This window comes from Staphylococcus xylosus, from assembly GCF_002732165.1.
In the GTDB taxonomy this organism is placed as follows: domain Bacteria; phylum Bacillota; class Bacilli; order Staphylococcales; family Staphylococcaceae; genus Staphylococcus; species Staphylococcus xylosus.
On sequence record NZ_MRZO01000004.1, the window covers coordinates 186,958 to 210,854 of the forward strand.

The 23,897-nt window shown below is 32.0% G+C and carries 22 protein-coding genes; 11 read left to right on the plus strand and 11 right to left on the minus strand.

The features are described 5' to 3' along the window. Nucleotides 1-161: 161 nt before the first annotated feature. From BTM19_RS07820 to BTM19_RS07835, 4 genes are all read right to left on the minus strand, one after another. Complete coding sequence (locus BTM19_RS07820) at nucleotides 162-1,670, minus strand: peptide MFS transporter (protein ID WP_029377699.1); 1,509 nt, start codon at nucleotides 1,668-1,670, stop codon at nucleotides 162-164. Nucleotides 1,671-2,153: 483 nt separating this feature from the next. After that, nucleotides 2,154-3,668: a peptide MFS transporter gene (locus BTM19_RS07825; RefSeq protein WP_029377698.1), complete on the minus strand. Its 1,515-nt coding sequence runs from the start codon at nucleotides 3,666-3,668 to the stop codon at nucleotides 2,154-2,156. Nucleotides 3,669-3,851: 183 nt separating this feature from the next. Continuing rightward, nucleotides 3,852-4,352 carry a preQ(1) synthase gene (gene queF, locus BTM19_RS07830; protein WP_029377697.1) on the minus strand — a complete coding sequence of 167 codons (501 nt, stop codon included), beginning with the start codon at nucleotides 4,350-4,352 and terminating at the stop codon, nucleotides 3,852-3,854. Between the two features lie 21 nt (nucleotides 4,353-4,373). Continuing rightward, nucleotides 4,374-5,255, minus strand: a complete 882-nt coding sequence (locus BTM19_RS07835) for a DMT family transporter (RefSeq protein WP_029377696.1) — start codon at nucleotides 5,253-5,255, stop codon at nucleotides 4,374-4,376. A 724-nt stretch (nucleotides 5,256-5,979) separates the two neighbouring features. Here BTM19_RS07835 and nrdI point away from each other — a divergent pair. From nrdI to BTM19_RS07875, 8 genes are all read left to right on the plus strand, one after another. Further along, a complete protein-coding gene (nrdI, locus tag BTM19_RS07840; protein WP_017722526.1) occupies nucleotides 5,980-6,378 on the plus strand; it encodes a class Ib ribonucleoside-diphosphate reductase assembly flavoprotein NrdI in 399 nt (132 codons plus the stop codon). Further along, a complete protein-coding gene (gene nrdE, locus BTM19_RS07845) occupies nucleotides 6,341-8,446 on the plus strand; it encodes a class 1b ribonucleoside-diphosphate reductase subunit alpha (protein WP_029377695.1) in 2,106 nt (701 codons plus the stop codon). Before nrdI ends, nrdE begins: the two co-directional genes overlap by 38 nt. A gap of 116 nt (nucleotides 8,447-8,562) precedes the next feature. Further along, a complete protein-coding gene (gene nrdF / locus BTM19_RS07850; protein ID WP_029377694.1) occupies nucleotides 8,563-9,531 on the plus strand; it encodes a class 1b ribonucleoside-diphosphate reductase subunit beta in 969 nt (322 codons plus the stop codon). A gap of 368 nt (nucleotides 9,532-9,899) precedes the next feature. Then, nucleotides 9,900-10,868 (plus strand): ABC transporter permease, encoded by a 969-nt coding sequence (locus BTM19_RS07855; RefSeq protein WP_029377693.1) that lies wholly within the window; start codon nucleotides 9,900-9,902, stop codon nucleotides 10,866-10,868. Next, on the plus strand, nucleotides 10,858-11,817 hold the full coding sequence (locus BTM19_RS07860) for an iron chelate uptake ABC transporter family permease subunit (RefSeq protein WP_029377692.1): 960 nt from the start codon (nucleotides 10,858-10,860) through the stop codon (nucleotides 11,815-11,817). The genes BTM19_RS07855 and BTM19_RS07860 overlap by 11 nt, the downstream gene beginning before the upstream one ends. Further along, entirely contained in the window at nucleotides 11,814-12,614 is an 801-nt protein-coding gene (locus tag BTM19_RS07865; RefSeq protein WP_029377691.1) for an iron ABC transporter ATP-binding protein, read from the plus strand. Before BTM19_RS07860 ends, BTM19_RS07865 begins: the two co-directional genes overlap by 4 nt. Before the next feature lie 102 nt (nucleotides 12,615-12,716). Beyond that, nucleotides 12,717-13,763 (plus strand): ferrated catecholamine ABC transporter substrate-binding lipoprotein SstD, encoded by a 1,047-nt coding sequence (locus BTM19_RS07870; protein WP_029377690.1) that lies wholly within the window; start codon nucleotides 12,717-12,719, stop codon nucleotides 13,761-13,763. A 314-nt stretch (nucleotides 13,764-14,077) separates the two neighbouring features. Then, nucleotides 14,078-14,404 (plus strand): PH domain-containing protein, encoded by a 327-nt coding sequence (locus tag BTM19_RS07875; protein WP_029377689.1) that lies wholly within the window; start codon nucleotides 14,078-14,080, stop codon nucleotides 14,402-14,404. Nucleotides 14,405-14,641: 237 nt separating this feature from the next. Here BTM19_RS07875 and BTM19_RS07880 read toward each other — a convergent pair whose 3' ends face one another. From BTM19_RS07880 to BTM19_RS07890, 3 genes are all read right to left on the minus strand, one after another. Beyond that, on the minus strand, nucleotides 14,642-14,956 hold the full coding sequence (locus BTM19_RS07880; protein WP_099265804.1) for a CHY zinc finger protein: 315 nt from the start codon (nucleotides 14,954-14,956) through the stop codon (nucleotides 14,642-14,644). Between the two features lie 14 nt (nucleotides 14,957-14,970). Then, nucleotides 14,971-15,891: a UDP-N-acetylmuramate dehydrogenase gene (gene murB / locus BTM19_RS07885; protein ID WP_029377687.1), complete on the minus strand. Its 921-nt coding sequence runs from the start codon at nucleotides 15,889-15,891 to the stop codon at nucleotides 14,971-14,973. A 231-nt stretch (nucleotides 15,892-16,122) separates the two neighbouring features. Continuing rightward, nucleotides 16,123-16,665 (minus strand): GrpB family protein, encoded by a 543-nt coding sequence (locus tag BTM19_RS07890; protein WP_029377686.1) that lies wholly within the window; start codon nucleotides 16,663-16,665, stop codon nucleotides 16,123-16,125. Between the two features lie 127 nt (nucleotides 16,666-16,792). Here BTM19_RS07890 and BTM19_RS07895 point away from each other — a divergent pair, with 127 nt between their 5' ends. The 3 genes from BTM19_RS07895 to BTM19_RS07905 all read left to right on the plus strand — a co-directional run bounded on the left by BTM19_RS07895 (nucleotide 16,793) and on the right by BTM19_RS07905 (nucleotide 19,561). Further along, nucleotides 16,793-17,686, plus strand: a complete 894-nt coding sequence (locus BTM19_RS07895) for an EMYY motif lipoprotein (protein ID WP_029377685.1) — start codon at nucleotides 16,793-16,795, stop codon at nucleotides 17,684-17,686. Between the two features lie 154 nt (nucleotides 17,687-17,840). Next, on the plus strand, nucleotides 17,841-18,161 hold the full coding sequence (ytxJ, locus tag BTM19_RS07900; protein ID WP_029377684.1) for a bacillithiol system redox-active protein YtxJ: 321 nt from the start codon (nucleotides 17,841-17,843) through the stop codon (nucleotides 18,159-18,161). A gap of 275 nt (nucleotides 18,162-18,436) precedes the next feature. Then, a complete protein-coding gene (locus BTM19_RS07905; RefSeq protein WP_029377683.1) occupies nucleotides 18,437-19,561 on the plus strand; it encodes a glycerate kinase in 1,125 nt (374 codons plus the stop codon). A gap of 191 nt (nucleotides 19,562-19,752) precedes the next feature. Here BTM19_RS07905 and pepT read toward each other — a convergent pair whose 3' ends face one another. The 4 genes from pepT to gdpS form a co-directional block, all read right to left on the minus strand. Beyond that, nucleotides 19,753-20,985, minus strand: a complete 1,233-nt coding sequence (pepT, locus tag BTM19_RS07910; protein WP_029377682.1) for a peptidase T — start codon at nucleotides 20,983-20,985, stop codon at nucleotides 19,753-19,755. A gap of 17 nt (nucleotides 20,986-21,002) precedes the next feature. Further along, nucleotides 21,003-21,503, minus strand: coding sequence for a threonine/serine exporter family protein (locus BTM19_RS07915; protein WP_228064924.1), 501 nt, complete (start codon nucleotides 21,501-21,503; stop codon nucleotides 21,003-21,005). Between the two features lie 18 nt (nucleotides 21,504-21,521). Next, the gene (locus BTM19_RS07920) at nucleotides 21,522-22,283 is read right to left on the minus strand and encodes a threonine/serine exporter family protein (RefSeq protein WP_029377680.1); all 762 of its coding nucleotides are present in this window, start codon (nucleotides 22,281-22,283) and stop codon (nucleotides 21,522-21,524) included. 525 nt (nucleotides 22,284-22,808) lie between these two features. Beyond that, nucleotides 22,809-23,879 carry a GGDEF domain-containing protein GdpS gene (gene gdpS / locus BTM19_RS07925; protein WP_029377679.1) on the minus strand — a complete coding sequence of 357 codons (1,071 nt, stop codon included), beginning with the start codon at nucleotides 23,877-23,879 and terminating at the stop codon, nucleotides 22,809-22,811. Nucleotides 23,880-23,897: the final 18 nt, after the last annotated feature.

A 23,897-nucleotide genomic window follows, 5' to 3' on the forward strand; every position in this document is an offset into this window, starting at 1 on the left:
ATGATGTTTTAGTGTTCATGACGAGTGATGGTTAGAAATGAGAGCTATTCTAAATTTTTGCGCCTATAGATAAGTGTATATTAAAAAGAAAAATTTAAAAATAATAAAAAACAAACCAAACACTTGTTTAAGCGTTTGGTTTGTTTGTATCTTAATTTAAATTATTTAATGCCTCTCATGCCTCTGACAATTTTGGGTACAAAAGCAAGGACAATAAGACTTACGACAATTGCGATAACACCTAAGAATAAGAAATAGTTTTTATAGCCTAGTGGTTCGATTAAATGAACAAGTGTACCATTAATCGCTTGTGCACATGCATTTGTTAATAACCATAAACTCATCATTTGTGTGTTAAACGCTTTTGGTGCTAATTTAACAGCAGCACTATTACCTGTTGGTGATAAGCATAGCTCACCAATTACACAGATGATATATGAAAGGATAACCCAGTTAACACTTAACATTGAACCATCTGAGGAGTGTCCTATTAAACCGATCATGATATACGAAGCACCAGCTAACAATGCACCTAAAACAAATTTTGTCGCTATACTTGGTTGGCGTCGAGCCATTTTTGCCCATATGATTGAAACAACTGGAGCTAGTAATACGATAAACAGTGGATTAATAGATTGGAACATTGTTGGACCAAAGTCTGTCTTCCATCCAAAAATATTTAATTTCATATCACTGCTTTCAAAGGCGAATAAGTTGAGTACATTTGCCCCTTGTTCTTGAATAGACCAGAATAAAACACCTAAAACAAATAATGGTATAAATGCAATAACACGTGAACGTTCATCGTCTGTTACTTCTTTGCTGCGTATCATTATTGTAAAGTAAATAATAGGTAATGCTATACCAAGTACTAATACAGTTGTACTTACGATGTTAAATGAAAGTGTACCTGTTAAACCAGTAATGATTAACACAGCGGCAATGATTAGTGTTACAACCGCAAATATTAAACCATATTTTTTCTTTTCTTGCTGATTTAATGGATTGGTAGGTTTTGTACCAACATCGCCAATGTTTTTCTTATTGAAAATCATGTACCAAATTAAACCAAGTGCCATACCAAAGGCTGCGATTAAGAAGCCTGCATGGAAATTTCCACTATCAACAAATTGATTTAAGATTAATGGTGAAAGTAATCCACCTAAGTTTACTGACATATAGAAAATAACAAAACCGGCGTCAATACGCGTGTCATTTTCTGGATATAGTCTACCAACAATATTTGAAATACTTGGTTTCATTAAACCTGAACCAATTATAATGAAAAACATTGAGATAAATAAACCGATAACATCTAATGGTAAACTTAAGAAAATGTGGCCAATAATAATTAATACGCCACCATAAAATGTGGCTTTACGTGTGCCGGTAACTCTATCTGAAATCCAACCTCCAAGTACTGAAGTCATATAAATTAGAGCACCATACACAGCCATAACTGATTGTGCAGTGCTTTTATCCATACCAAGGCCACCGTCTTTGATAGCGAAATACATATAGAAAATTAATAATGCACGCATACCATAGTAGCTAAATCTTTCCCAAAATTCTACGAAGAATAAAACACCAAGGCCTTTAGGATGACCAAAAAAACCTTTTTGAGGAATTGATTCGACTGTTGGATCTTGTGATGTATACTTATCTTGCATAAAACATTCCCGTCCTTCCTTGCTCCCAATAAAAATGTATAAAAAAGATTTTACGCTTAATTAAATTTAATTGCAATAATATTCTCAAAATAAGAATATTCTGAATATTCCGATAAAATATAGTTAATATAGCATTGCATTTATATTTCGGTAGATGTAAATATTTTTTTTACAGAATGTATAAAATGGAAATTCTTGTGCTGGATTTTAGTTGAGAATAGTATGTTCATGATAAAAGGGGGGAGAGATGAAGTCTGTAAAGTGCATATGTGTATGGATTAGCAATGTGTTAGTGGATAGAGATATAAGGCAGGCATATTTAAAATCAACTACTTTTAAAGGTAGTCAGAACTAATGATAAGACAAAAAAGCCCGAGACATAAATGTCTCGGGCTTCTAATCATGTATAGTATAGACGAAAGGAGCGTAGTTAAACCATAAATATAAAGTTATTTCTCCTAAACATCTGTTCAATAAATTTAATTAATAAACACCTTTCATTGCGCGTTTAACTTTTGGTGAAATGAGTAATAATAATACACCAATGACTACTGCAAGAAGACCTGAATACATAAAGTAATCACTTTGATCCATCTTAGTATAGACAACAACGAGTTGTGCGTTCAGTCCTTGTGCAGTTGCGTTACTAAGCATCCATAAGCTCATCATACGTGCTGTGAATGTAATTGGTGCTAATTTTGTAGTTGTTGATAAACCAACAGGTGAGATACAAAGTTCACCAATTGTTATCAATAAGAAACTTAGTACAAGCCATAATGGGTTAATTAACTCATTACCAGTAGCTAACGGAATAATCATTACTAAATATGATAGACCGGCAATAATTGCACCAAATGCAAATTTATATACAGTAGGCGGGTTGTGTTTGCCTAATTTCATCCACAACGTTGCAAATACCGGTGCTAGAATAACAATGAATATTGGATTTAATGATTGTGCCCAAGCTGCTGGAATTGTAAAGTCGAATAATCCATTGGTAAGGACTGACATTTCTAATTGTGTTTTTTTATCTGCAAATGTTGCTAAAATTGTTGATCCTTGTTCTTGAATCATCCAAAAAGCTACAGATGTTATGTACAGTGGTACGTAACTATATACACGCGAACGCTCATCTTTAGTTACATCTTTACTTACAATCATGTTAATAAAGATGTAAATAGGTAATACGATACCTAAAATAGTAATTAAGAAACTGAAGTTTTCAAGCGTCAGTGCATTGAATAAATGTAAAACTAATAAATAAACTAAGAATAATAAGATGAAACCACCAGATATAAAACCGAATTTCTTAATTTCTGGTCTTGTTAATGGATTTGGGACGTTACGTCCAGCAAAACCTAAGTTTTTCTTACGTTTAATCGCATAGACAACTAAACCACAGAACATACCGATTGCAGCAGCTAAGAAACCTGCGTGGAAACTAATTCTAGTTTGTAAGAAACCAGTTAATAACGGTGCAAGTAAACTACCTAAGTTAATTCCCATATAAAATAATGTGAATGCAGAGTCTCGGCGCACATCATTACGGTCATATAATTCACCAACTGTAGTTGAGATGTTTGGTTTTAACAAACCCGTACCTGCAATGATGACAGCTAATGCAACCATGACTAATGTTAAATTATTTGGTAATGATAGCAATAAATGACCAATCATGATGAGGATACCACCATAGAAGACGGCATTTTGAGTACCAGTAATCCTATCAGCAATCCAACCGCCAATCACGCCCGACATGTAGATTAAGGTACCGTATATTGCAACGATTTGCATCGCGACGGCTTGGCTTAATCCGAAACCACCTTCAGCTACGCTATAGTATAGATAAAAAATCAAAATGGCTTTCATACCATAGTAACTGAATCTCTCCCAAAATTCAGTGAAGAAAAGTGTGCTTAGTCCTTTTGGATGTCCGAAGAAACCTTTATTTGGAATACTTTTCATTATTTCTTCGTGTGTGTAATCAATCTTTTTCATAAATTCCCTCCCCTTAAACGGTTGGATTTATTTTATACCGTTTTCAAAAAAATAACAAGCGTATATATGAAAAGTACAAAATTTAATGAATAATCAGTTAATTAATGATAAAAAAGTATAAAAAATAAACTATCAAAGATGTAAATTAGGCAATCTTCTTTGATAGTTTATGGAAATAGGATACTAACGGTTATCTATTTTTTCAGGATATAAATCGTGATTCATTAAACGATGTTCTGCCATTTTTTCATATTTAGAATCTGGGCGACCATAATTTGTATAAGGATCGATTGAAATACCGCCACGAGGTGTGAATTTGCCCCAAACTTCAATATAGTGAGGGTCCATCAATTCGATTAAATCATTCATAATGATATTCATACAATCTTCATGGAAATCACCATGATTTCTAAAACTAAATAAGTATAGTTTTAATGATTTTGACTCAACCATTTTTACATTTGGTATATAAGAAATATAAATTGTCGCAAAATCAGGTTGACCTGTAATTGGACAAAGTGATGTGAATTCTGGACAGTTGAATTTTACAAAGTAGTCACGTCCTGGGTGTTTGTTGTCAAAGGATTCTAAGACAGCTGGGTCATAATCAAATTCATATTTATTATTTTGATTGCCAAGTAGAGTAATATCTTGTAAATCTTCTGTGTTACGTCCTTCGCTCATAATTAAAAAACTCCTTTAAATTTATGGTTTTTGTTCTGCTTTTTGAACAGTAGTAGGTTGTCTTCTAGCCTTTTCAAACATATAGTAACTAGATGCAATGATAATCATATAGCCAAGCACTGCATAAAAGTCGGGCGATTCCCCAAATAAGATAAAGCCAAATAACGCGGTAAAGATAATAGATGCGTAAGTAAAGATGGAAATATCTTTAGCAGGTGCGTAGCTATAAGCAAGCGTAATACCAATTTGACCTGCGGCAGCTGATAAACCAGCACCGATTAAATACCATACCTGAGTCATTGTCATTGGCTCAAATGTAAATATAGTAAATGGTATTAGAACTATAATGGAAAAGAATGAAAAGTAAAACACAATTGTATAGGGTGCTTCGCGTGTACTAAGTGCTCTGACACAAGTATAAGCACTTGCTGCAAATATGCCAGATAATAAACCGGCTATAGCTGGAAACATAGATGAAGAAAACTCTGGTTTCACTACAAATAACATTCCTGCTATCGCTACAATCATAGCTATAAATTGATAATTACGAACCTTTTCATTTAAAAATATTAAACTAAGTAAGATAGTCCAAAATGGGTTTAACTTCATTAAAGTATCAGCATCACTTAGAATCATATGATCTATTGCATAAATATTTAGCAAAACACCAATCAAACCTAATGTTGAACGTGAAATCAACAGGGGCTGACTGCTGAGTTTACCAAATAGAGGTTGTTTATATTTGAAAATAAAATACATTGGTATAAACATTGCTACTAAATTTCGAGCAAGTGACTTTTGGAATACTGGTAAGTCACCAGCTAGTCTGAAGAAAACAGACATAAAGCTAAAACCAACTGCTGAAATAAGTATGGCAATGATACCCTTAACTTTAGGATTCACATGTATCGCCTCAATTGTTAGTTTTTAACGTATTTATATTAGCATATTTTTCTAGAATATGTATATATCCTTGAAAGTATGAAGTAACTATATTATGATTATAAAAAAGAGAACAAACGTTCTTGTTTTTATACTGTAACCTATAACTTATCTAAATGAAATTTATAGCTTGTGTAATTTATGTTGTAAACAACAGGATGGGCGTTAATGCCTAAACCACGGTAAATCAAGCGTTACATGCTTTTCAAAAAAAGCAAATGAAAAAACCTTAAATTTAGAAAAAAATTTTTTTGTAATCAAAAACATCAGTTTAAAGTTGAATTGGTGCCATTTATCTCTGATTTTCAAGATTTTGTCAAAAACAAAGGTCTTTAAATAAGGTTCTGAATTATGTATAATGAAACACATAATATAGTATTGATAGTCGGGACGAAACACAATATATTGTGTTTTATACACGTTGTCACTTTATTTATAATAAACCAAATTTTAAGTAAAATAACACTATTGAGAGCGTTTAATAATGACAAATCAAGCATAAATACTTAATTAATGATTTTTTACATACCAATATATAGATAACAAGTTTACTATATATAGTGGTTTACTCCAAAAGTTAATACGAGTATTTATTTATTAAGTGAGAATTGTAATAGTTCAATTTTTTTACTTGTGATTTTTCATTAATAAAATATGAGTTAAATATAAGAAAGAAGGTGGTCCAATGAAGGTTGTCTATTTTTCATTTTCCGGCAATGTGCGCAGATTTATCAAAAAAACTGAGCTTACGAATGTGATGGAAATTACACAAAGTAATTGTTCTGAGAAAATCGAAGAACCATTCATATTGGTCACTGGAACGATAGGATTTGGCGAAGTACCACAACCAGTTCAGTCATTTTTAGATGTAAATAAAAATTTATTAAAAGGCGTTGCAGCAAGCGGAAATCGCAATTGGGGTCAAAACTTTGCGAAAGCTGGACGGTCTATCTCAGAAAAATATCAAGTTCCTTTATTAATGAAATTTGAAGTACAAGGAACACAAAATGATATTAGCGAATTTAAAGATAAGGTGGGGCATTTCAATGAAGATTATGGACGAGAAGAAATACAATCATATTGAGTTAAATAACGAGGTTACTAAACGTAAAGATAATGGCTTTTTCAATTTAGAAAAGGATCAAGAAGCATTGGCAGTTTATTTAGAGGAAATAGAAGATAAGACGATATACTTTGATACTGAAATCGAACGCCTTCGCTATCTCGTTGATAATGATTTCTATTTTGACTTATTTGCAAAATACTCAGAAGAAGATTTAGTAGAAATAACAGATTACGCTAAAAGCATTCCATTTGAATTTGCGAGTTACATGTCTGCAAGTAAGTTTTTCAAAGATTATGCTTTAAAAACAAATGATAAAAGTCAGTATTTAGAAGACTATAAGCAACACGTAGCAATCGTTGCATTATATCTAGCAAATGGACATAAAGCGACAGCTAAACAATTTATTTCAGCAATGGTTGAACAACGTTACCAACCAGCAACACCTACATTCTTAAATGCCGGTCGTGCTCGTCGTGGTGAGCTCGTATCTTGTTTCTTGCTTGAAACAGATGACAGTTTGAATTCAATTAATTTCATTGATTCAACAGCTAAGCAATTAAGTAAAATTGGTGGCGGTGTTGCTATTAATTTATCTAAATTACGCGCGCGTGGTGAAGCGATTAAAGGTATAAAAGGCGTTGCCAAAGGTGTACTTCCAGTTGCAAAATCACTTGAAGGCGGCTTTAGCTATGCAGATCAACTTGGACAACGTCCTGGTGCGGGCGCGGTTTATTTAAATATTTTCCACTACGATGTTGAAGAGTTTTTAGATACGAAAAAAGTAAACGCTGATGAAGATTTACGTTTGTCTACAATTTCAACAGGGTTAATTGTGCCATCTAAGTTCTTCGATCTTGCAAAAGAAGGCAAAGATTTCCATATGTTTGCACCGCATACAGTTTATAAAGAATACGGTGTTACTTTAGATGATATTAACTTAGATGAATATTACGATGAACTTGTTGCTAACCCGAATGTTGATAAAAAGAAAAAAGATGCACGTGAAATGTTAAATATGATTGCACAAACACAATTACAATCAGGTTACCCATATTTAATGTTTAAAGATAATGCAAACAAAGTGCATGCTAACTCTGATATCGGACAAATTAAAATGAGCAACTTATGTACTGAAATCTTCCAATTACAAGAGACTTCTATTATCAATGATTATGGCACTGAAGATGAAATTAAACGTGACATCTCATGTAATCTAGGTTCATTAAATATTGTTAATGTAATGGAATCAGGTAAATTCAAAGACTCAGTACACACAGGTATGGACGCTTTAACGGTTGTTAGTGATGAAGCGGATATTCAAAATGCACCTGGCGTTAGAAAAGCTAATAGAGAGTTACATTCAGTAGGATTAGGTGTAATGAATCTACATGGCTACTTAGCTAAAAATAAAATTGGTTATGAATCTGAAGAAGCGAAAGATTTCGCTAATATTTTCTTCATGATGATGAACTATTATTCTATTGAACGTTCAATGGAAATTGCTAAAGAAAGACAAGAAGTATACAAAGACTTCGAAAAATCTGATTACGCAAACGGCAAGTACTTCGAATTCTATACAACTCAAAATTTTGAAGCAAAATATGAAAAAGTTCGTAAATTATTTGAAGGTTTTGAAGTTCCAACAGCTGAAGATTGGAAAGCTTTACAAAAAGAAGTAGAAGCACATGGTTTATTCCATGCATATCGTTTAGCTATTGCACCAACGCAAAGTATTTCATATGTACAAAATGCAACTAGTTCAGTTATGCCAATCGTTGACCAAATTGAGCGCCGTACTTACGGTAATGCAGAAACATTCTATCCAATGCCATTCTTATCACCAGAGACAATGTGGTACTATAAATCTGCATTTAATACAGATCAAATGAAATTAATAGATTTAATCTCAACTATTCAAACTCACGTGGATCAAGGTATTTCTACAATTTTATATGTAAATTCCGAAATTTCTACACGTGAATTATCTAGACTTTATGTATATGCACATCATAAAGGATTAAAATCTTTATACTACACTAGAAATAAATTATTGAGTGTTGAAGAATGTACAAGTTGTTCAATATAAATAAGCAATAAGAGTCGAGTTAAGTGATTATATAAAAGCAGTCTAATCTAAGAATCAGATTAGGCTGTAAATCACTGCTTTAATTAAATTTTTACTAGATAGGGGACATTATCTAAATGAAAGCAGTCAATTGGAATACACAAGAAGACATGACCAATATGTTTTGGCGACAAAACATTTCTCAAATGTGGGTAGAAACAGAATTTAAGGTATCTAAAGATATTGCAAGCTGGAAAACATTATCTGAACCCGAAAAAGAAACATTCAAAAAAGCTTTAGCAGGATTAACAGGTTTAGATACTCATCAAGCAGACGATGGTATGCCACTGATCATGTTACACACGACAGATTTGCGTAAGAAAGCCGTTTATTCATTTATGGCTATGATGGAACAAATCCACGCTAAAAGTTATTCGCATATTTTTACAACATTACTACCTTCTAGTGAAACAAACTATTTATTAGACAAATGGGTTATTGAAGAACCACATTTGAAATATAAATCAGATAAAATAGTTAATAATTATCATAAATTATGGGGCAAAGAAGCTTCGTTTTTTGATCAATATATGGCGCGCGTATCAAGCGTATTCTTAGAAACATTTTTATTCTATTCTGGTTTCTATTACCCATTATATCTTGCAGGACAAGGTAGAATGACTACATCTGGAGAAATCATCCGTAAGATATTATTAGATGAATCTATTCATGGTGTGTTTACTGGTATGGATGCACAAAGTTTACGTAATGAACTTTCAGAAAGTGAGAAACAACAAGCAGATCAAGAAATGTATAAATTATTAGAAGATTTATATAGAAATGAAGTTGCTTATACACATTCACTTTATGATGATATTGGTTTATCTGAAGATGTACTTAATTATGTTAGGTATAATGGTAACAAAGCGTTGTCTAATTTAGGATTCGATCCATATTTCGAAGAACGTGAATTTAATCCAATTATAGAAAATGCTTTAGACACTACTACTAAAAACCATGACTTCTTCTCTGTAAAAGGTGATGGTTATACATTAGCTTTAAACGTTGAAGCGTTAAAAGACGAAGACTTTATTTTCGAAGATTAAACCAAATTTATAAATATAAGATTAGTTTTAGTGTATTAATGTTAATTATATAATCAATAAGCTTCTAAAAGTTAAACTTTTAGAAGGCTTATTTTTATATGATATTAGTAGCTAGAGACAAATATTTCAGGAAGAAATCAATGAAAAAGATACATTAATATTTCAGCAAGAAATAATTGATAGATAGTAAACTGAATATTTTTTGTATATAGTATACAATTAAATACTTTTATTTAAATCACTGATTGCTATTGAATTTACGTTTAAAAATGGTAAAATTTTATTATAACCACTGATAATGATTATCATAACCAATGGTTAACATCATGAATAATTCGCAATTATGAAAGGATTAGAGGTATATCATTATGAAATTCTTTTTAAATGGTATTGTTTTAGCTATCATTTTATCATTACTTACTATCCTTTCTCTTTTTATAGGTGTGAGTAAGGTTTCAATTACTGACATTTTCACACTTTCTAAAGAGCAAATGAATATTATAGTCTCAAGTAGAATTCCAAGGACTGTTAGTATATTAATATCAGGTAGTACGCTAGCACTCGCTGGCTTGATCATGCAACAAATGATGCAAAATAAATTTGTGAGTCCAACTACAGCTGGGACTATGGAATGGGCAAAACTAGGCATCTTAATATCAATGATATTTTTCCCTCAAGAAAATATCATGATTAAATTAGTTTTTGCAGTAGTTTTGAGTATTGCAGGTACTTTTTTATTTGTAAAATTAGTTCAATATATTCGTTTTACCGATGTTATTTTTATTCCGCTGTTAGGAATCATGCTCGGTGGTATTGTTTCGAGTTTTTCAACTTTTATAGCACTTAGAACGAATACAGTTCAAAGTATCGGTAACTGGTTAAATGGTAATTTTGCCATTATTACGAGTGGAAGGTATGAAATTTTATACTTAAGTATACCGTTACTAATATTTACATATATTTTTGCGAATCATTTTACAATCGCAGGAATGGGAAAAGATTTCAGTAATAATTTAGGTGTTAACTACGAAAGAATTATTAACATTGGCTTATTTATCACAGCCACGATTACAGCTTTAGTAGTTGTTACCGTAGGAACATTACCTTTTTTAGGGCTTATTGTCCCAAATATTGTATCGATTTTTAGAGGAGATCATTTGAAAAATGCTTTACCGCATACAGCAATGTTAGGTGCAATTTTTGTTATGTTTTCAGACATTATCGGCAGACTGATTGTTTATCCATATGAGATTAATATCGGCTTAACAATTGGTGTCTTTGGCACTATTATTTTCTTAATCTTGCTAATGAAAGGAAGACATAACTATGCAAATTAGCGCTAAAACAAAAATGTACATATTAATTTCTTGTACGGTCATAGTAGCAGCGGTTTACCTTCTAGTAGGTATTGATTTTGAAATATTCCGATATCAATTTACTAGTCGTTTGAGAAAGCTCATACTTATGGTTTTAGTAGGTGGTGCAATAGCAGCATCTGTAGTTATTTTCCAAGCGATTACGACCAATAGATTACTAACGCCTTCTATAATGGGATTAGATGCGATTTATATGTTTGTAAAAGTACTAATTATATTCGTATTCGGTGTACAATCAGTATTTGTTACAGATTTATATTTAAGCTTTTTAATTTCTTTAATAGTTATGATTGGATTTTCGTTACTACTATTCCAAGGTATTTTTAGAATTGGTGATGTATCAGTGTATTTTATATTACTGGTTGGTATCATTTTAGGAACTTTCTTTAGAAGTATTACAGGCTTTTTAGAACTAATTATAAATCCAGAAGATTTTTTAGCGGTCCAAAGCGCAATGTTTGCAAATTTTGATGCTTCCAATAGTAAGCTCGTAACCTTATGTGGCATTATACTTATTGTTCTTATCCTGATTACTGTATACGCAATACCATATTTAGACGTGCTGTTATTAGGTCGAGACCAAGCGATTAACTTAGGGATATCATATAAAACTTTAACGCGATTATTATTAATTTTAGTGTCTGTGTTGGTATCAATTTCAACAGCTTTAGTTGGACCTATCACATTCTTAGGTTTACTAACAGTCAATTTAGCACATGAATTAATGAAAACATATAAACATAAGTATATTTTGCCAGCAACGATTTGTATTAGTTGGTTAAGTTTAATTCTAGCCCAAGCAGTCGTTGAAAATTTCTTTGAAGCAACTACGCAAGTTAGCATTATCATTGATTTAGTTGGTGGAAGTTACTTCATTTATCTGTTAATAAAAAGGAGACATGCGCATTGATCAAAGTTCAAGGTCTTAATAAGACGATACAAGATAAAGCAATTTTGCAAAATATAAACGTTGAAATCAACAAAGGAAAATTGACAACTATGATAGGTCCAAATGGTGCAGGGAAGAGTACACTTTTGTCAGCTATAACAAGGTTGATTGACTTTGAATCAGGTACGATTGAAATTGAAGGAAAGTTAATTAGGGATTACAAAAGTAATGAGTTAGCTAAAAAATTAGCAATTTTAAAACAATCCAACCATACAGAATTAAATATTACTGTTGAAGAACTTGTGAAATTTGGACGTTTTCCACATTCAAAAGGTCGATTAAAACAAGAAGATAGAGATCAAGTTGAATACGCATTAGACTTATTACAATTAAATGAAATAAGAGATCGTTATTTAAAAACACTTTCTGGAGGGCAACGCCAACGAGCTTATGTAGCTATGACGATTGCTCAAGACACTGAATACATATTATTAGATGAGCCATTGAATAATCTTGATATGAAACATTCAGTTCAGATTATGCAAACACTACGTAGGCTCGCGCAAGATTTGAATAAAACGATAGTCGTTGTGATTCATGATATTAACTTTGCGTCTTGCTATTCTGATGACATCATCGCATTAAAAGACGGTCAACTTGTAAAAGCCAGTACAAAAAATGATGTTATACAAACAGATGTATTAAAAACGCTATACGATATGGATGTTAGGATTGAAGAAATTCGTGGGCAACGTATATGTGTTTATTACGATGAGTTAACAGCGCATCAAGATTTAGCATTGGCACATTCAATGTAATTAATGTTGACTTTGAGGGGAGTGATGCAACTGTAACGTTGTTAACTTTTAGGGACATAAAAAAGGAGTGCACCATTTAGAAATACAGGAGGAGTTAAGCACATGAAAAAATTAAGTATATTATTAGTAGTAGGTTTAATGTTTTTATTAGTAGCATGTAGCAATGGTGGATCAGATGACAAAAAGAATTCAGATGCTGATTCAAAGGGTGAAAGTTCAGATAAAACAGTAAAGGTTGAAAATAACTATCAAGCAAGTGGTGAAAAACGCGATGGTAGTGATGCTAAAGCTGTTAAAGAAACTGTAGAAGTTCCTAAAAATCCCAAAAATGCAGTTGTCTTTGATTATGGTACTTTAGATACAATGAAAGAAATGGGACTTGAAGATAAAGTTAAAGCACTTCCTAAAGGTGAAGGCAATAAATCATTGCCAGATTTCTTAAGTGATTTCAAAGATGAAAAATATTTGAATACTGGAAGTCTAAAAGAAGTTAATTTCGATAAAGTTGCAGAAGCTAAACCAGAAGTTATCTATATTTCTGGACGAACAGCGAATCAAAAAAATCTAGATGAATTTAAAAAAGCTGCACCAGATGCAAAAGTAGTTTACGTTGGTGTTGACGATAAAGATGAAGTAAATTCATTGAAAAAGAATACTGAAATTTTAGGTAAAATTTATGATAAAGAAGACAAAGCAAAATCACTAACTAAAAAATTAGATGATAAAATTGCTGGTATCAAAGATAAAACAAAAGATTTAAAAGATAACAAAGCTTTATTCTTATTAGTAAATGAAGGTGAATTATCAACATTCGGAGCAGGAGAACGTTTCGGTGCAATGATATTCGACACAATGGGCTTCACGCCAGCTGATGATAATATTAAAAATAGTAAACATGGTCAAAATGTCACTAATGAATACGTAGCAGAGAAAAATCCAAGTATTATCTTTGCAATGGACCGTGGACAAGCAATTGGTGGTAAATCAACAGCTAAAAATGCATTAGGTAATGATGTGATTAAAGACGTGGATGCAATTAAAGATAACAAAGTGTATGAGTTAGATCCTAAACTTTGGTACTTTGCAAGTGGTTCTACAACAACAGCAATTAAACAAATTGAAGAAGTTGAGAAGGCATTAGAAAAATAAAGTTAAAGATGTTATTTGTGGGGAAACATCTGAATCGAGAGTCTGGAGCATACTAGGCTCTCTTTTTTTATGTGCGAAGCCAGTCTTATAGCTGATTAAGAAATAGTAGAATTATTAAGTTACAACACATATATAATATTATAAATAATGATTGGATATACATGTTATATTGATTTTGAATAAATCAATATATTATTAAACTTTAAGTTAGTAATGTTATAATCACATAAAGAATACAAGTTGATTTTTAGAAAATAAACCTCTAACATCAACTTGTAAAAATTAAAACATCGAATGTAGGGGGATTGAGATACATGATATTAGATAATGTTAATCCAAATGATTTATATCCAACTGAGAAAAAAGGACCTAATGTATTAGGGACGATAGAATATTCTGTACAAGGTTCTTCAGAATTTGAAGGTGCTTTTATAGCCACAAGCGAAAGAGTTATTTTAAATGTGGATATGAACGGGGAATTTTATTATAGAAGTATCGCGTATAATGAAATAGAATCAATTGACTATGATGGTGAAAAGATTAATTTTAAATTTAATATTGGACCAATGCCTATGAAGGATATTCAAAAAGGTGATGTAGAGACTTTCGTTCAATTTGTTAGTGATAAAATAGATCATTAATAGCCTATCTGAAAAATCGTCATACGATCAAAGTGTGAAATTTTGAATTAATAAATAAAGTTATAACAAATGAAATAGTTTGGTACATAAATACTAATACTTAAAATAAACAACACCTTCAACTTTTGTGAAGGTGTTGTTTTAATATTATCCAAATATAACAAGTAAGTATAAAAAATACGTGTTACATCTTCTGTTTAATCAAAAATGATGTGACACGTATTTTTAAATAGTTAATTAAACTGAAAAATATAAATGATAGTGATACTTACAACGATTGTTAAAATGTGCATCACACTCAGGACAAGCTTCAATCATCATATAATCATTTACGGTCATTTCATGATGGCAAACGCCACATAAAATTGCCTTTTCATTAAATTCATCTGAATTCCATCGCTGTATGCTATGGTTTTCATGTTTATTGTGACATTTGTAGCAAGGATAGTATTTGTTACAACATTTGAATTTAATCGCAATGATGTCTAATGGTGTTTGATAATGTGTACACCGAGATTCATTATCTACTGTAGAACCGTATACATTAATCATAGTCTTTACTCCTATTAATCAACAGGATGGTCTCCAATGATTCTCACTTCTGGATGGAGATCAACGTCAAATTTTTCTTTTACAACTTCTTGAACGTAGTGAATTAAATCTTCGTAATCAGTAGCCGTACCTTTATCAACATTCACCATAAAGCCAGCATGCTTTTTAGATACTTCAACTCCGCCAATACGATGACCTTGTAAATCAGAGTCTTGAATTAATTTACCCGCGAAATGGCCCGGTGGACGTTGGAAAACACTACCACATGATGGGTACTCTAATGGCTGTTTTGTTTCTCTTCTCTCAGTTAGATCATCCATAGTCGCTTGTATTTCTTCTAGATTACCAGGTGCAAGTGTAAATGCAGCTTCTAAGACCACTAAGTGTTTTTGTTGCACAATACTATTACGATAATCTAATTCCAATTCTTTATTCGTTAACGTAATCAAATCGCCTTTATCATTTAAACAAAGGGCATAATCTATACAATCTTTTACTTCTCCACCATAAGCACCTGCATTCATAAATACAGCGCCGCCAATCGAGCCAGGTATACCGCATGCAAATTCAAGTCCTGTTAGGGCATGGTCTCTTGCAGTGCGCGAAACATCTATGATTGCTGCGCCACTACCAGAAATGATTGCATCATCTGATACATCGATATAATCAAGTGAAAGTAAGCTAATAACAATTCCACGAATACCACCTTCGCGAATAATAATATTAGAACCATTTCCTAAATAGGTTACAGGAATATCTTTAGTATAGGCATAGTGAACGATGGCTTGAACATGTTCATTTTTGGTAGGGGAAAGATAATAATCAGCCTTACCACCAGTCTGCGTATAAGTATACTTTTTTAAGGGCTCATCAATTTTAATAATTTCTGATGGTACAATTGCTTTTAATTCCTTTAAGATGTTATCTTTATGCAACTATAGAACATCCTTTCTTGTTGAATTCATTTATTTATTATACCAATGATTTGTGCGCTTGGCTAAAATCTTAGGATAATATTCATTATTTTTTAAAACTTTAATTGATACATTTAAGGATTTCATGTAGAAACAAGATTTTAGTTAAAGTGACTTAAATTACATGTGCAAGTTATAAATACCTATTTTAATCATTTTGATATATTCATATAAGTGTTTAAGCATATTTAATTACAAATCAGTATCTTTCAAGCCATCACTTAAATGTTTTATGAAATTGTCAAACAGCTGTTGCTTCTTATTTTCATAGTCGCGGATATTTATAGCAGTAGTTGAAGCAGATTGTTTTGCTTGGCCAAATGTCGTGACTAAGGGGCTCTTTTTACTGAGTGAAAAATTTGTTTGCAAATAATCATTATAAAGTTTCGAGTCCTTTTGTATGATATGTAAACGAGTGACTTGTTTCAATTCAATTAAGTTATTAAATTGTGCCATAACCACTTTTTTCTTATATGGATGGTGCAAGCGGTAGAATCCCTCATAATTCAAACGTTTTTCATCTAGGGATGTAATGTCGTGTAAATTATTTACACCCACTAATATATCTAGAATAGGCTCGGTAGGATAGTTAAAGTGTGAAGTTCCACCGATATGATGTGTTGATTTAACAGGTGTATCAAGTAAGTTAAAGAGGATGTCGCTTAGTTCTTGGTATCGTTGTCGATAAATGTTGTTATGATCTTCTGTTATTAATGGTTGGATATGAGAATACATGTAGGTTGTCCACGCCTTTCAATGTTTTGATAGAACTGTTAAACTGTAAATTCTGAAACAATATATCATATATCATTTTCAAGTTAAATAAGTTTCTGTATAATACTGATTGATAAGGAGTGCAGAAATGAAAAAAATAATTTGCATTGTTTTATTGTTTTGCTTTTCAATTACACTAAGCGCATGTGGCAATGAAGGAGCTACCGAATTTAAAGACTTTGATAGTACGCTTAATGACGTAAAAACTAAGGAGAATGAACTAAAAAAAGTCATAGATGATATTCATTTAAAGCGTTTAGATGATCTAAGCAAGACAGATATGACAGATAAAAATAAAAAAGAATTTAACGAGTTGCAAAATAAAGTAAATAGTAAATTGATTCCTAAGCTAGATAATTATGAAGCGTCAGCGAAAAAACTACCTGCTGATTCTGAAGAAACTAAAGAATTAAAATCAACATATTTAAAGTCAGTGGAAGATAAAAAAGCAGCTATTAATAACTTAAAAAACTTCATAGATTTGTGCAATCAAGCAGTTAAGGCAAACGAAGATATCTTAGATTATACTAAGTTATTTGAAAAAAATAGATCCCAGGTTGAAGCACATATACAAAAAGCAAGTGACGCTGGTTCGACAACTGATGTAAATAATTTTAAACATAAATTAGAGCAAAATAATAAAGAGTTGAAAAACACAGCTGAAAAAGAAGCGAACTCAACGGATGCTACAAAAGTAAAACAGTCTATAGAAACACAAATTATGCCTTTAATTGATAAGCAAATTAAAGATTTGAATCAAACAGCAATAACAAATAATTATGTCAATGATGCTCGTAAAAATGCCATAGAAATGTATTACAGCTTACAAAATTATTATGAAACTCGAAAAGAGACGATAGATATTAGCGAACAATTAGACAAAATCAATGCTAAAGATTTACCTAAGAAGGGTGAAGATTTAGAGGAGTTTGACGCTGATTTTGACAAAGAATATAATAATGTGAAAGAAGACTTTAATTAAAAAGATTTTTTACTAAAGTTATAAAATTTAAAATAAACAGTTAACAACAAAAAGAGAGTTGTGTATAATTGGAAACAATGATGCGAGTATATCGTGTAAATTTCACACTTTTTGAAAAATCAATGTGTGTTAAATATTTTTAGAGGTGAATAGAATGGCTATAAAGCTGAGTTCGATTGACCAGTTTGAGCAAATTATTAATGAAAATAAATATGTATTTGTACTGAAACATAGCGAAACATGCCCGATTTCAGCAAATGCAATTGACCAATTCAACAAATTTTTATATGAAAGAGATATGGATGGTTATTATTTAATTGTACAACAAGAACGTGAATTATCTGATTATATAGAAGAAAAAACTAGTGTAAAACATGAATCACCACAAGCATTTTATTTTGTTGAGGGACAAGCAATTTGGAATGCGAGTCATGAAGACATTAATGTTTCGACTTTAGCAAGCGCTGAAGAATAAACTACAATAAAATACAGATTCAAACGCTTGTTAAGCGCTTATCAATGAGGTAGGTGTTTAACAAGCGTTTCTTATAATGTGAAAAATTTTCTTCTGGCATGTATAATAAATAATTGAATAAGAAATGTAGACTACGATTTTATTGTTGCACATATACAGGTAAAGTATGTGGTGTTCATATATTCGGGTGTATAAAATTGAAAAGTAATCATATATCCAATTTTTTACTTTTATCAATTAAAATTTTTAAAATAAAAATACTAGAGGTGACAAAAATGAAAGTTTTAGTTGCGATGGATGAATTTAATGGGATTATTTCCAGCTATCAAGCGAATCGTTATGTTGAAGAAGCGGTAGCTAGCCAAATTGAAAAAGCAGACATAGTGCAAGTACCTTTATTTAATGGACGCCATGAGCTTATGGATTCTGTCTTTCTTTGGCAGTCAGGTACTAAATATAGAATGTTGACACATGATGCTGATATGGAAGAAGTAGAAGCTGTATATGGCATCACAGATAGTGGTATGACTGTGATTGAAGGTAATCTGTTTTTAAAAGGTCAAAAGCCAATTAATGAACGTACAAGTTATGGTTTGGGAGAAGTTATATTAGGTGCTTTAGAGAACGACGCGACGCATATTGTTATTTCCCTTGGTGGTATGGGTAGCTTTGATGGAGGCGCTGGTATGTTACAAGCATTGGGTGCTAAGTTTTACGATGACGAAGCGCAGGAAATTGACTTACGACAAGGTAGCCATAAATTGAAATATATACGTAAAATTGATATTTCCGGATTACATCCAAAATTAAATAACGTACGTTTTCAATTAATGTCAGATTTTGATAGTAAAATTTATGGTAAAAATAGTGAGATTATGCAGACTTATGAGGCTTATGGGATAACACGTAGCAATGCTGCTGAAATTGATAACTTGATTTGGTACTTAAGTGAAATGTTCAAAAGTGAACTAAGACTTGTGCTTGGGCCAGTGCAAAGAGGTGGCGCTGGTGGTGGTATCGCTGCAGTATTAAATGCGCTCTATAATGCAGAAATCATGACTAGCCATGAACTCGTAGATCAAATCACACATTTAGATGCATTGATTGAGCAAGCAGATTTAATCATTTTTGGTGAAGGTATAAATGAAGAAGATCAAATTCTTGAAACAACAACCTTACGCTTAGCAGAATTAGCTACAAAATATAATAAGCCTTCAATAGCAATTTGTGCCACTGATGATAAGTTTGATTTGTTTGAATCTATAGGTGTTACCGCAATGTTTAATACATTTATTGAAATGCCAGAAAGTTTTACTGATTTTAAAATGGGAATTCAAATCAGGCATTACACTGTTCAAGCGATTAAGTTATTAAAAACGCAATTTGATATAAACAAATAGATTCAGGATTAAAGTGCGTCGCTAGTTTTCTTTTTGAATGGCGTTTCAAATTATTATTATGATAAATAGTTTTTAGTAACTGCATCCGTTATGTTGCTATCCTTTAGTGAGAATATGTTGTTAAGCATGATAAAAATTAAGGTTCCGAGACATATGAAAATGTCTTGGAACCTATTTTAATACATATATAATTATTTTTGATAAGTTTGTACGACTTCTTCAGTAATGCCGATAATGACTTTAATAGCTTTCTCCATTACATCAATAGATGCGTATTCAAAAGGACCATGGAAATTATCACAGCCAGTAAAGATATTTGGCGTAGGTAACCCCATATAAGAGAGTTGTGAACCATCTGTACCTCCACGAATTGGGGCGGTATTGGCTGGGATATTTAATTTAGCAAAAACACGTTTTGGTATGTCAATAACATGTGGATTTGCCGAAATTTTTTCACCCATATTATAATATTGATCATTGATTTCAATTTCAATAGGATTGTCTTCAAAATGCGTATTGATATCATTTTTAATTTCGACTAAACGTTTTTTACGCAAGTCAAATTGATTACTGTCATGATCGCGAACAATATAATGAAGTGTTGTTTTTTCAACGTCACCATTCATTTTCATCAAATGATAAAAACCTTCATAACCTTCAGTTCTTTCAGGGACTTCGTTTGGTGGAAGTAATGAATTAAATTGCTGACCTAATAATACAGCATTAATCATAGCGTCTTTTGCTGAACCTGGATGTACGTTGACTCCGTGACAAGTTACGATCGCTTCAGCAGCATTAAAGCTTTCATATTGTAATTCTCCATATTCACTACCATCCATCGTGTACGCAAAGTCAGCGTTAAAGCGTTCGACATCAAATTCATGAGGACCTCTACCGATTTCTTCATCTGGCGTAAATGCAACACGTATACGCCCATGTTTTATTTCAGGATGTGAAGTTAGGTATTTTAAAGCTTCCATAATTTCAACTACACCAGCTTTATCATCAGCGCCCAATAATGATGTTCCATCTGTAACCATAAGTGTGTGGCCTTCAACGTTTTTCATGTTTGGAAAAACATCTTGACTTAAAACGCGACTCGTATCTCCAAGTTGAATCGGTTTGCCATCATAAGATTTAATTATTTGTGGATTGACATTCGTAGCGTTGAAGTCTGGTGATGTATCGACGTGTGCTAAAAAACCAACAGTCGGTAGATCAGCATCCGCATTGCTTTCTAATGTTGCAAATAAGTAGCCTTGTTCATCGATGTCCGTCTCTAATCCAAAGTCAGTCAATTCATCATTTAACAAGTTTAATAAATCCCACTGTTTCTCTGTAGATGGTGTCGTATTAGATTCTGGATCGGATTGTGTGTCAATAGTTACGTATCTTGTCAGTCTTTCAATTATGTCTTGTTTCATAAAAACACCCCTTAAAGTTAAGCTCTATTGTTCATATTGTAAGATTTTTTATAAGTTTTGCCATTCATTTTACCATAATGTTGTTTTATCCGTGTATAGATATAATAAATAATCTCTGCACATAAAATACCAAAAGCAATTGCTCCTGAAATTAGAGTTACTTCTAAAAATGTATTAACAGCGTGTGTGTATTCATTACTTACTAAAAATCGTGTCGCTTCATATGCTAAGCCACCTGGTACAAGTGGAATAATACCAGGTACAATGAAGATGATTACAGGCCGTTTGTATCGTCTACTCATGACGTGACTCATTAATCCTAAGATAAAACTACCTAGAAAAGATGCTAGCACTTTACCTAAATCACCATCAAAGGTCAACTTATAGATTATCCAGCCCATTGCGCCTACAAAACCACATGCTAAAAGGAGGCGTCTTGGTGCATTGAACAGAATTGAAAATAGCATTGTTGCAAGAAAGCTAATTATAAATTGTGAAAAATAATATACAATGGCCATGATGTTAGCACTCCTTCTTTAAAATATTAATAAAACTATAGCAACACCAGCACCAATAGCAAATGAAGTTAACGCCGCTTCAACACCACGTGACATACCAGCAAGTAATTCTCCAGCCATCAAATCACGTATAGCGTTAGTAATCAAAATACCAGGTACAAGAGGCATTACACCAGCAATGGTTATAATATCTTGATTATGGGCCCAACCTATTTTGGTGAAAGCAGAGGCTATCATGATAACCACTGTTGCACTAATGAACTCAGAAAAGAATTTAATCTGTATGTAACGTTGTACATAATTAAAGGTTAAAAAAGCACCCGCGCCAGCAATGATAGCGAAAATAAAGTCTTGGATGATTCCACCAAACATGAATAGGAAAAAGCCACATGCAATCGGTGCTGCCAAGAAATTAGTTATGGATGAATATTGTAAAGAAGCGTGATGCAAATGTACCAATTCAGATTTTGCTTGATCTATATTAAGCTCATTATTAGAAATTTTTCGTGAGAGACTGTTAGTCAAAGCAATTTTTTCTAAGTCTGTTGTACGTTCGCGAATTCTGACAAGCCGTGTATTAGTACGGTTATTTAGTGAGAAAATAATTGCAGTAGATGTCACAAAGCTATATGTATCATCTAAACCAAAACTCGCAGCTATACGTGTCATCGTGTCTTCAACACGGTATGTTTCAGCGCCACTTTCAAGTAAAATTCTTCCTGCAATAAGCACGACATCAATGACTTTATCCTCATCAATAATCGTAATTGAATCTGACATAGCTTTGCACCCCCTGAAAAATTTTAGAACAATTGAAAGTTTACATTGTACAATTGAAACTTTCAATAGCAATTCATACGCCATCATCATTTTTTTATATTCCATTATATATTGTAACAAACTCAATTGTATAACTATAACAGTTTATAGAATTGAAAGTTTTAGCTAAAGATATTAAAGTTAGTAGCTACTTCATTAGATTAACACTGCTTGTCATAATGATTTGATGAATTCTAAATATAAAAAACTTAAAGTTTTTAGTATATGAAGTAAATGATAGTTTAATTCATAACGGTTGTTCAAGTTAGAGATGTATTTCGTATTAAAAGTTGATTTGATAGGGATTTAAGTCTATCAAAAAAAGACAAACAACTTCTGATGAGTGTTTGTCTTTTGATTAGTATAAATCATGTTGTGAGGTACTAGGAAGTTATTTTAAGATAGAACAACTCCCAAGTTATGTTTAACAATAGGTTTATGGACTGAGCTCATATAGACACAACTATAAATATGTTTTAAAGGGATTTATAGTTTAACAATAGGGTTGAACATCACTTGATTACGGCCTTCATTTTTAGCCATATGCAACATATCATCTGCGATTTTAAACACTTTACGTTGTGATTTATAATCATCTGCTGTTAAATAGCCAACACCTATTGAAACAGATAACTTAATAACCTCTTTATTAGGCAAATGGAAAGTCGATTGTTCTACACCACCACGAATACTCTCGCTTAATTTAACACATTGATCTAAAGTATAGTCGTATAAAACAATAGAGAATTCCTCGCCACCATTACGATAAATACTAAATTCTTGCGGTACATAATTTTTAAGAAGTTGTGCAACTTGTCTTAGTACGGCATCACCAGATTGATGCGAAAATTTATCATTTACATCTTTAAAGCCATCGATATCGATGAGCAACAGTCCAATACTTTGGTTATTTTTCTCAGCGATGCTTGTCGTTTCATTAAGGTGTCTGTCGAATTCTTTAACGTTACCTAAACCTGTTAAATAATCAAACTTATCTTCATTTTCATAACGATTTACTAAAGAGAAAAAATACCAAATATCTACAAATGTAATTGACGAAGTAATCATTAATATAAATGATATAGGTATTAGGAATAATACCTCTGTAATTTCGTAATACGGACTTATGAGTGATAAGATAAAGAAAATAACAAGTGTAATCGCATTAAGAATTTGTAGTGAAATAATGTCGTTTTGTTTTAAAAATGGGCCGACAGCACCAACAATCACAGCGATAACGATGAGTATCATAGCTGCAATAATCGTATAGTCACCAATTAGAACGTTTACTAACCCTACGATTAATGCTGAAAGCACAGTGTAAAACATGTTTGTATATCTACCTAAGAAGAGTATAGGTATGAAGGTTAAGTAAAGCGTATATTGGTTAAATAATGGTACGGGATATGCAGATAATAAAAGTGCTACTATGGTCATTAAAACAGTAACATATTCTTTAGAAAACACCATGTTTTTATTTTCTGAATACTGTAAGCGATGAAATAAATAGATACCTGCTACTGTAACAGAAATATTATAAATAATAGCTTCAAACATTTAATTTGACACTCCTCT

What these genes read in the sequence shown, in the direction of transcription:
- BTM19_RS07820 (WP_029377699.1), bottom strand. Translation starts at nt 1,670, where the DNA reads ATGCAAGATAAGTATACATCACAAGATCCAACAGTCGAATCAATTCCT.
- nrdF (WP_029377694.1), top strand. Translation starts at nt 8,563, where the DNA reads ATGAAAGCAGTCAATTGGAATACACAAGAAGACATGACCAATATGTTT.
- nrdI (WP_017722526.1), top strand. Translation starts at nt 5,980, where the DNA reads ATGAAGGTTGTCTATTTTTCATTTTCCGGCAATGTGCGCAGATTTATC.
- nrdE (WP_029377695.1), top strand. Translation starts at nt 6,341, where the DNA reads ATGAAGATTATGGACGAGAAGAAATACAATCATATTGAGTTAAATAAC.
- BTM19_RS07905 (WP_029377683.1), top strand. Translation starts at nt 18,437, where the DNA reads ATGAAAGTTTTAGTTGCGATGGATGAATTTAATGGGATTATTTCCAGC.
- BTM19_RS07875 (WP_029377689.1), top strand. Translation starts at nt 14,078, where the DNA reads ATGATATTAGATAATGTTAATCCAAATGATTTATATCCAACTGAGAAA.
- BTM19_RS07915 (WP_228064924.1), bottom strand. Translation starts at nt 21,503, where the DNA reads ATGGCCATTGTATATTATTTTTCACAATTTATAATTAGCTTTCTTGCA.
- pepT (WP_029377682.1), bottom strand. Translation starts at nt 20,985, where the DNA reads ATGAAACAAGACATAATTGAAAGACTGACAAGATACGTAACTATTGAC.
- BTM19_RS07860 (WP_029377692.1), top strand. Translation starts at nt 10,858, where the DNA reads ATGCAAATTAGCGCTAAAACAAAAATGTACATATTAATTTCTTGTACG.
- BTM19_RS07855 (WP_029377693.1), top strand. Translation starts at nt 9,900, where the DNA reads ATGAAATTCTTTTTAAATGGTATTGTTTTAGCTATCATTTTATCATTA.
- ytxJ (WP_029377684.1), top strand. Translation starts at nt 17,841, where the DNA reads ATGGCTATAAAGCTGAGTTCGATTGACCAGTTTGAGCAAATTATTAAT.
- gdpS (WP_029377679.1), bottom strand. Translation starts at nt 23,879, where the DNA reads ATGTTTGAAGCTATTATTTATAATATTTCTGTTACAGTAGCAGGTATC.
- BTM19_RS07880 (WP_099265804.1), bottom strand. Translation starts at nt 14,956, where the DNA reads ATGATTAATGTATACGGTTCTACAGTAGATAATGAATCTCGGTGTACA.
- BTM19_RS07890 (WP_029377686.1), bottom strand. Translation starts at nt 16,665, where the DNA reads ATGTATTCTCATATCCAACCATTAATAACAGAAGATCATAACAACATT.
- BTM19_RS07825 (WP_029377698.1), bottom strand. Translation starts at nt 3,668, where the DNA reads ATGAAAAAGATTGATTACACACACGAAGAAATAATGAAAAGTATTCCA.
- BTM19_RS07870 (WP_029377690.1), top strand. Translation starts at nt 12,717, where the DNA reads ATGAAAAAATTAAGTATATTATTAGTAGTAGGTTTAATGTTTTTATTA.
- BTM19_RS07895 (WP_029377685.1), top strand. Translation starts at nt 16,793, where the DNA reads ATGAAAAAAATAATTTGCATTGTTTTATTGTTTTGCTTTTCAATTACA.
- BTM19_RS07920 (WP_029377680.1), bottom strand. Translation starts at nt 22,283, where the DNA reads ATGTCAGATTCAATTACGATTATTGATGAGGATAAAGTCATTGATGTC.
- queF (WP_029377697.1), bottom strand. Translation starts at nt 4,352, where the DNA reads ATGAGCGAAGGACGTAACACAGAAGATTTACAAGATATTACTCTACTT.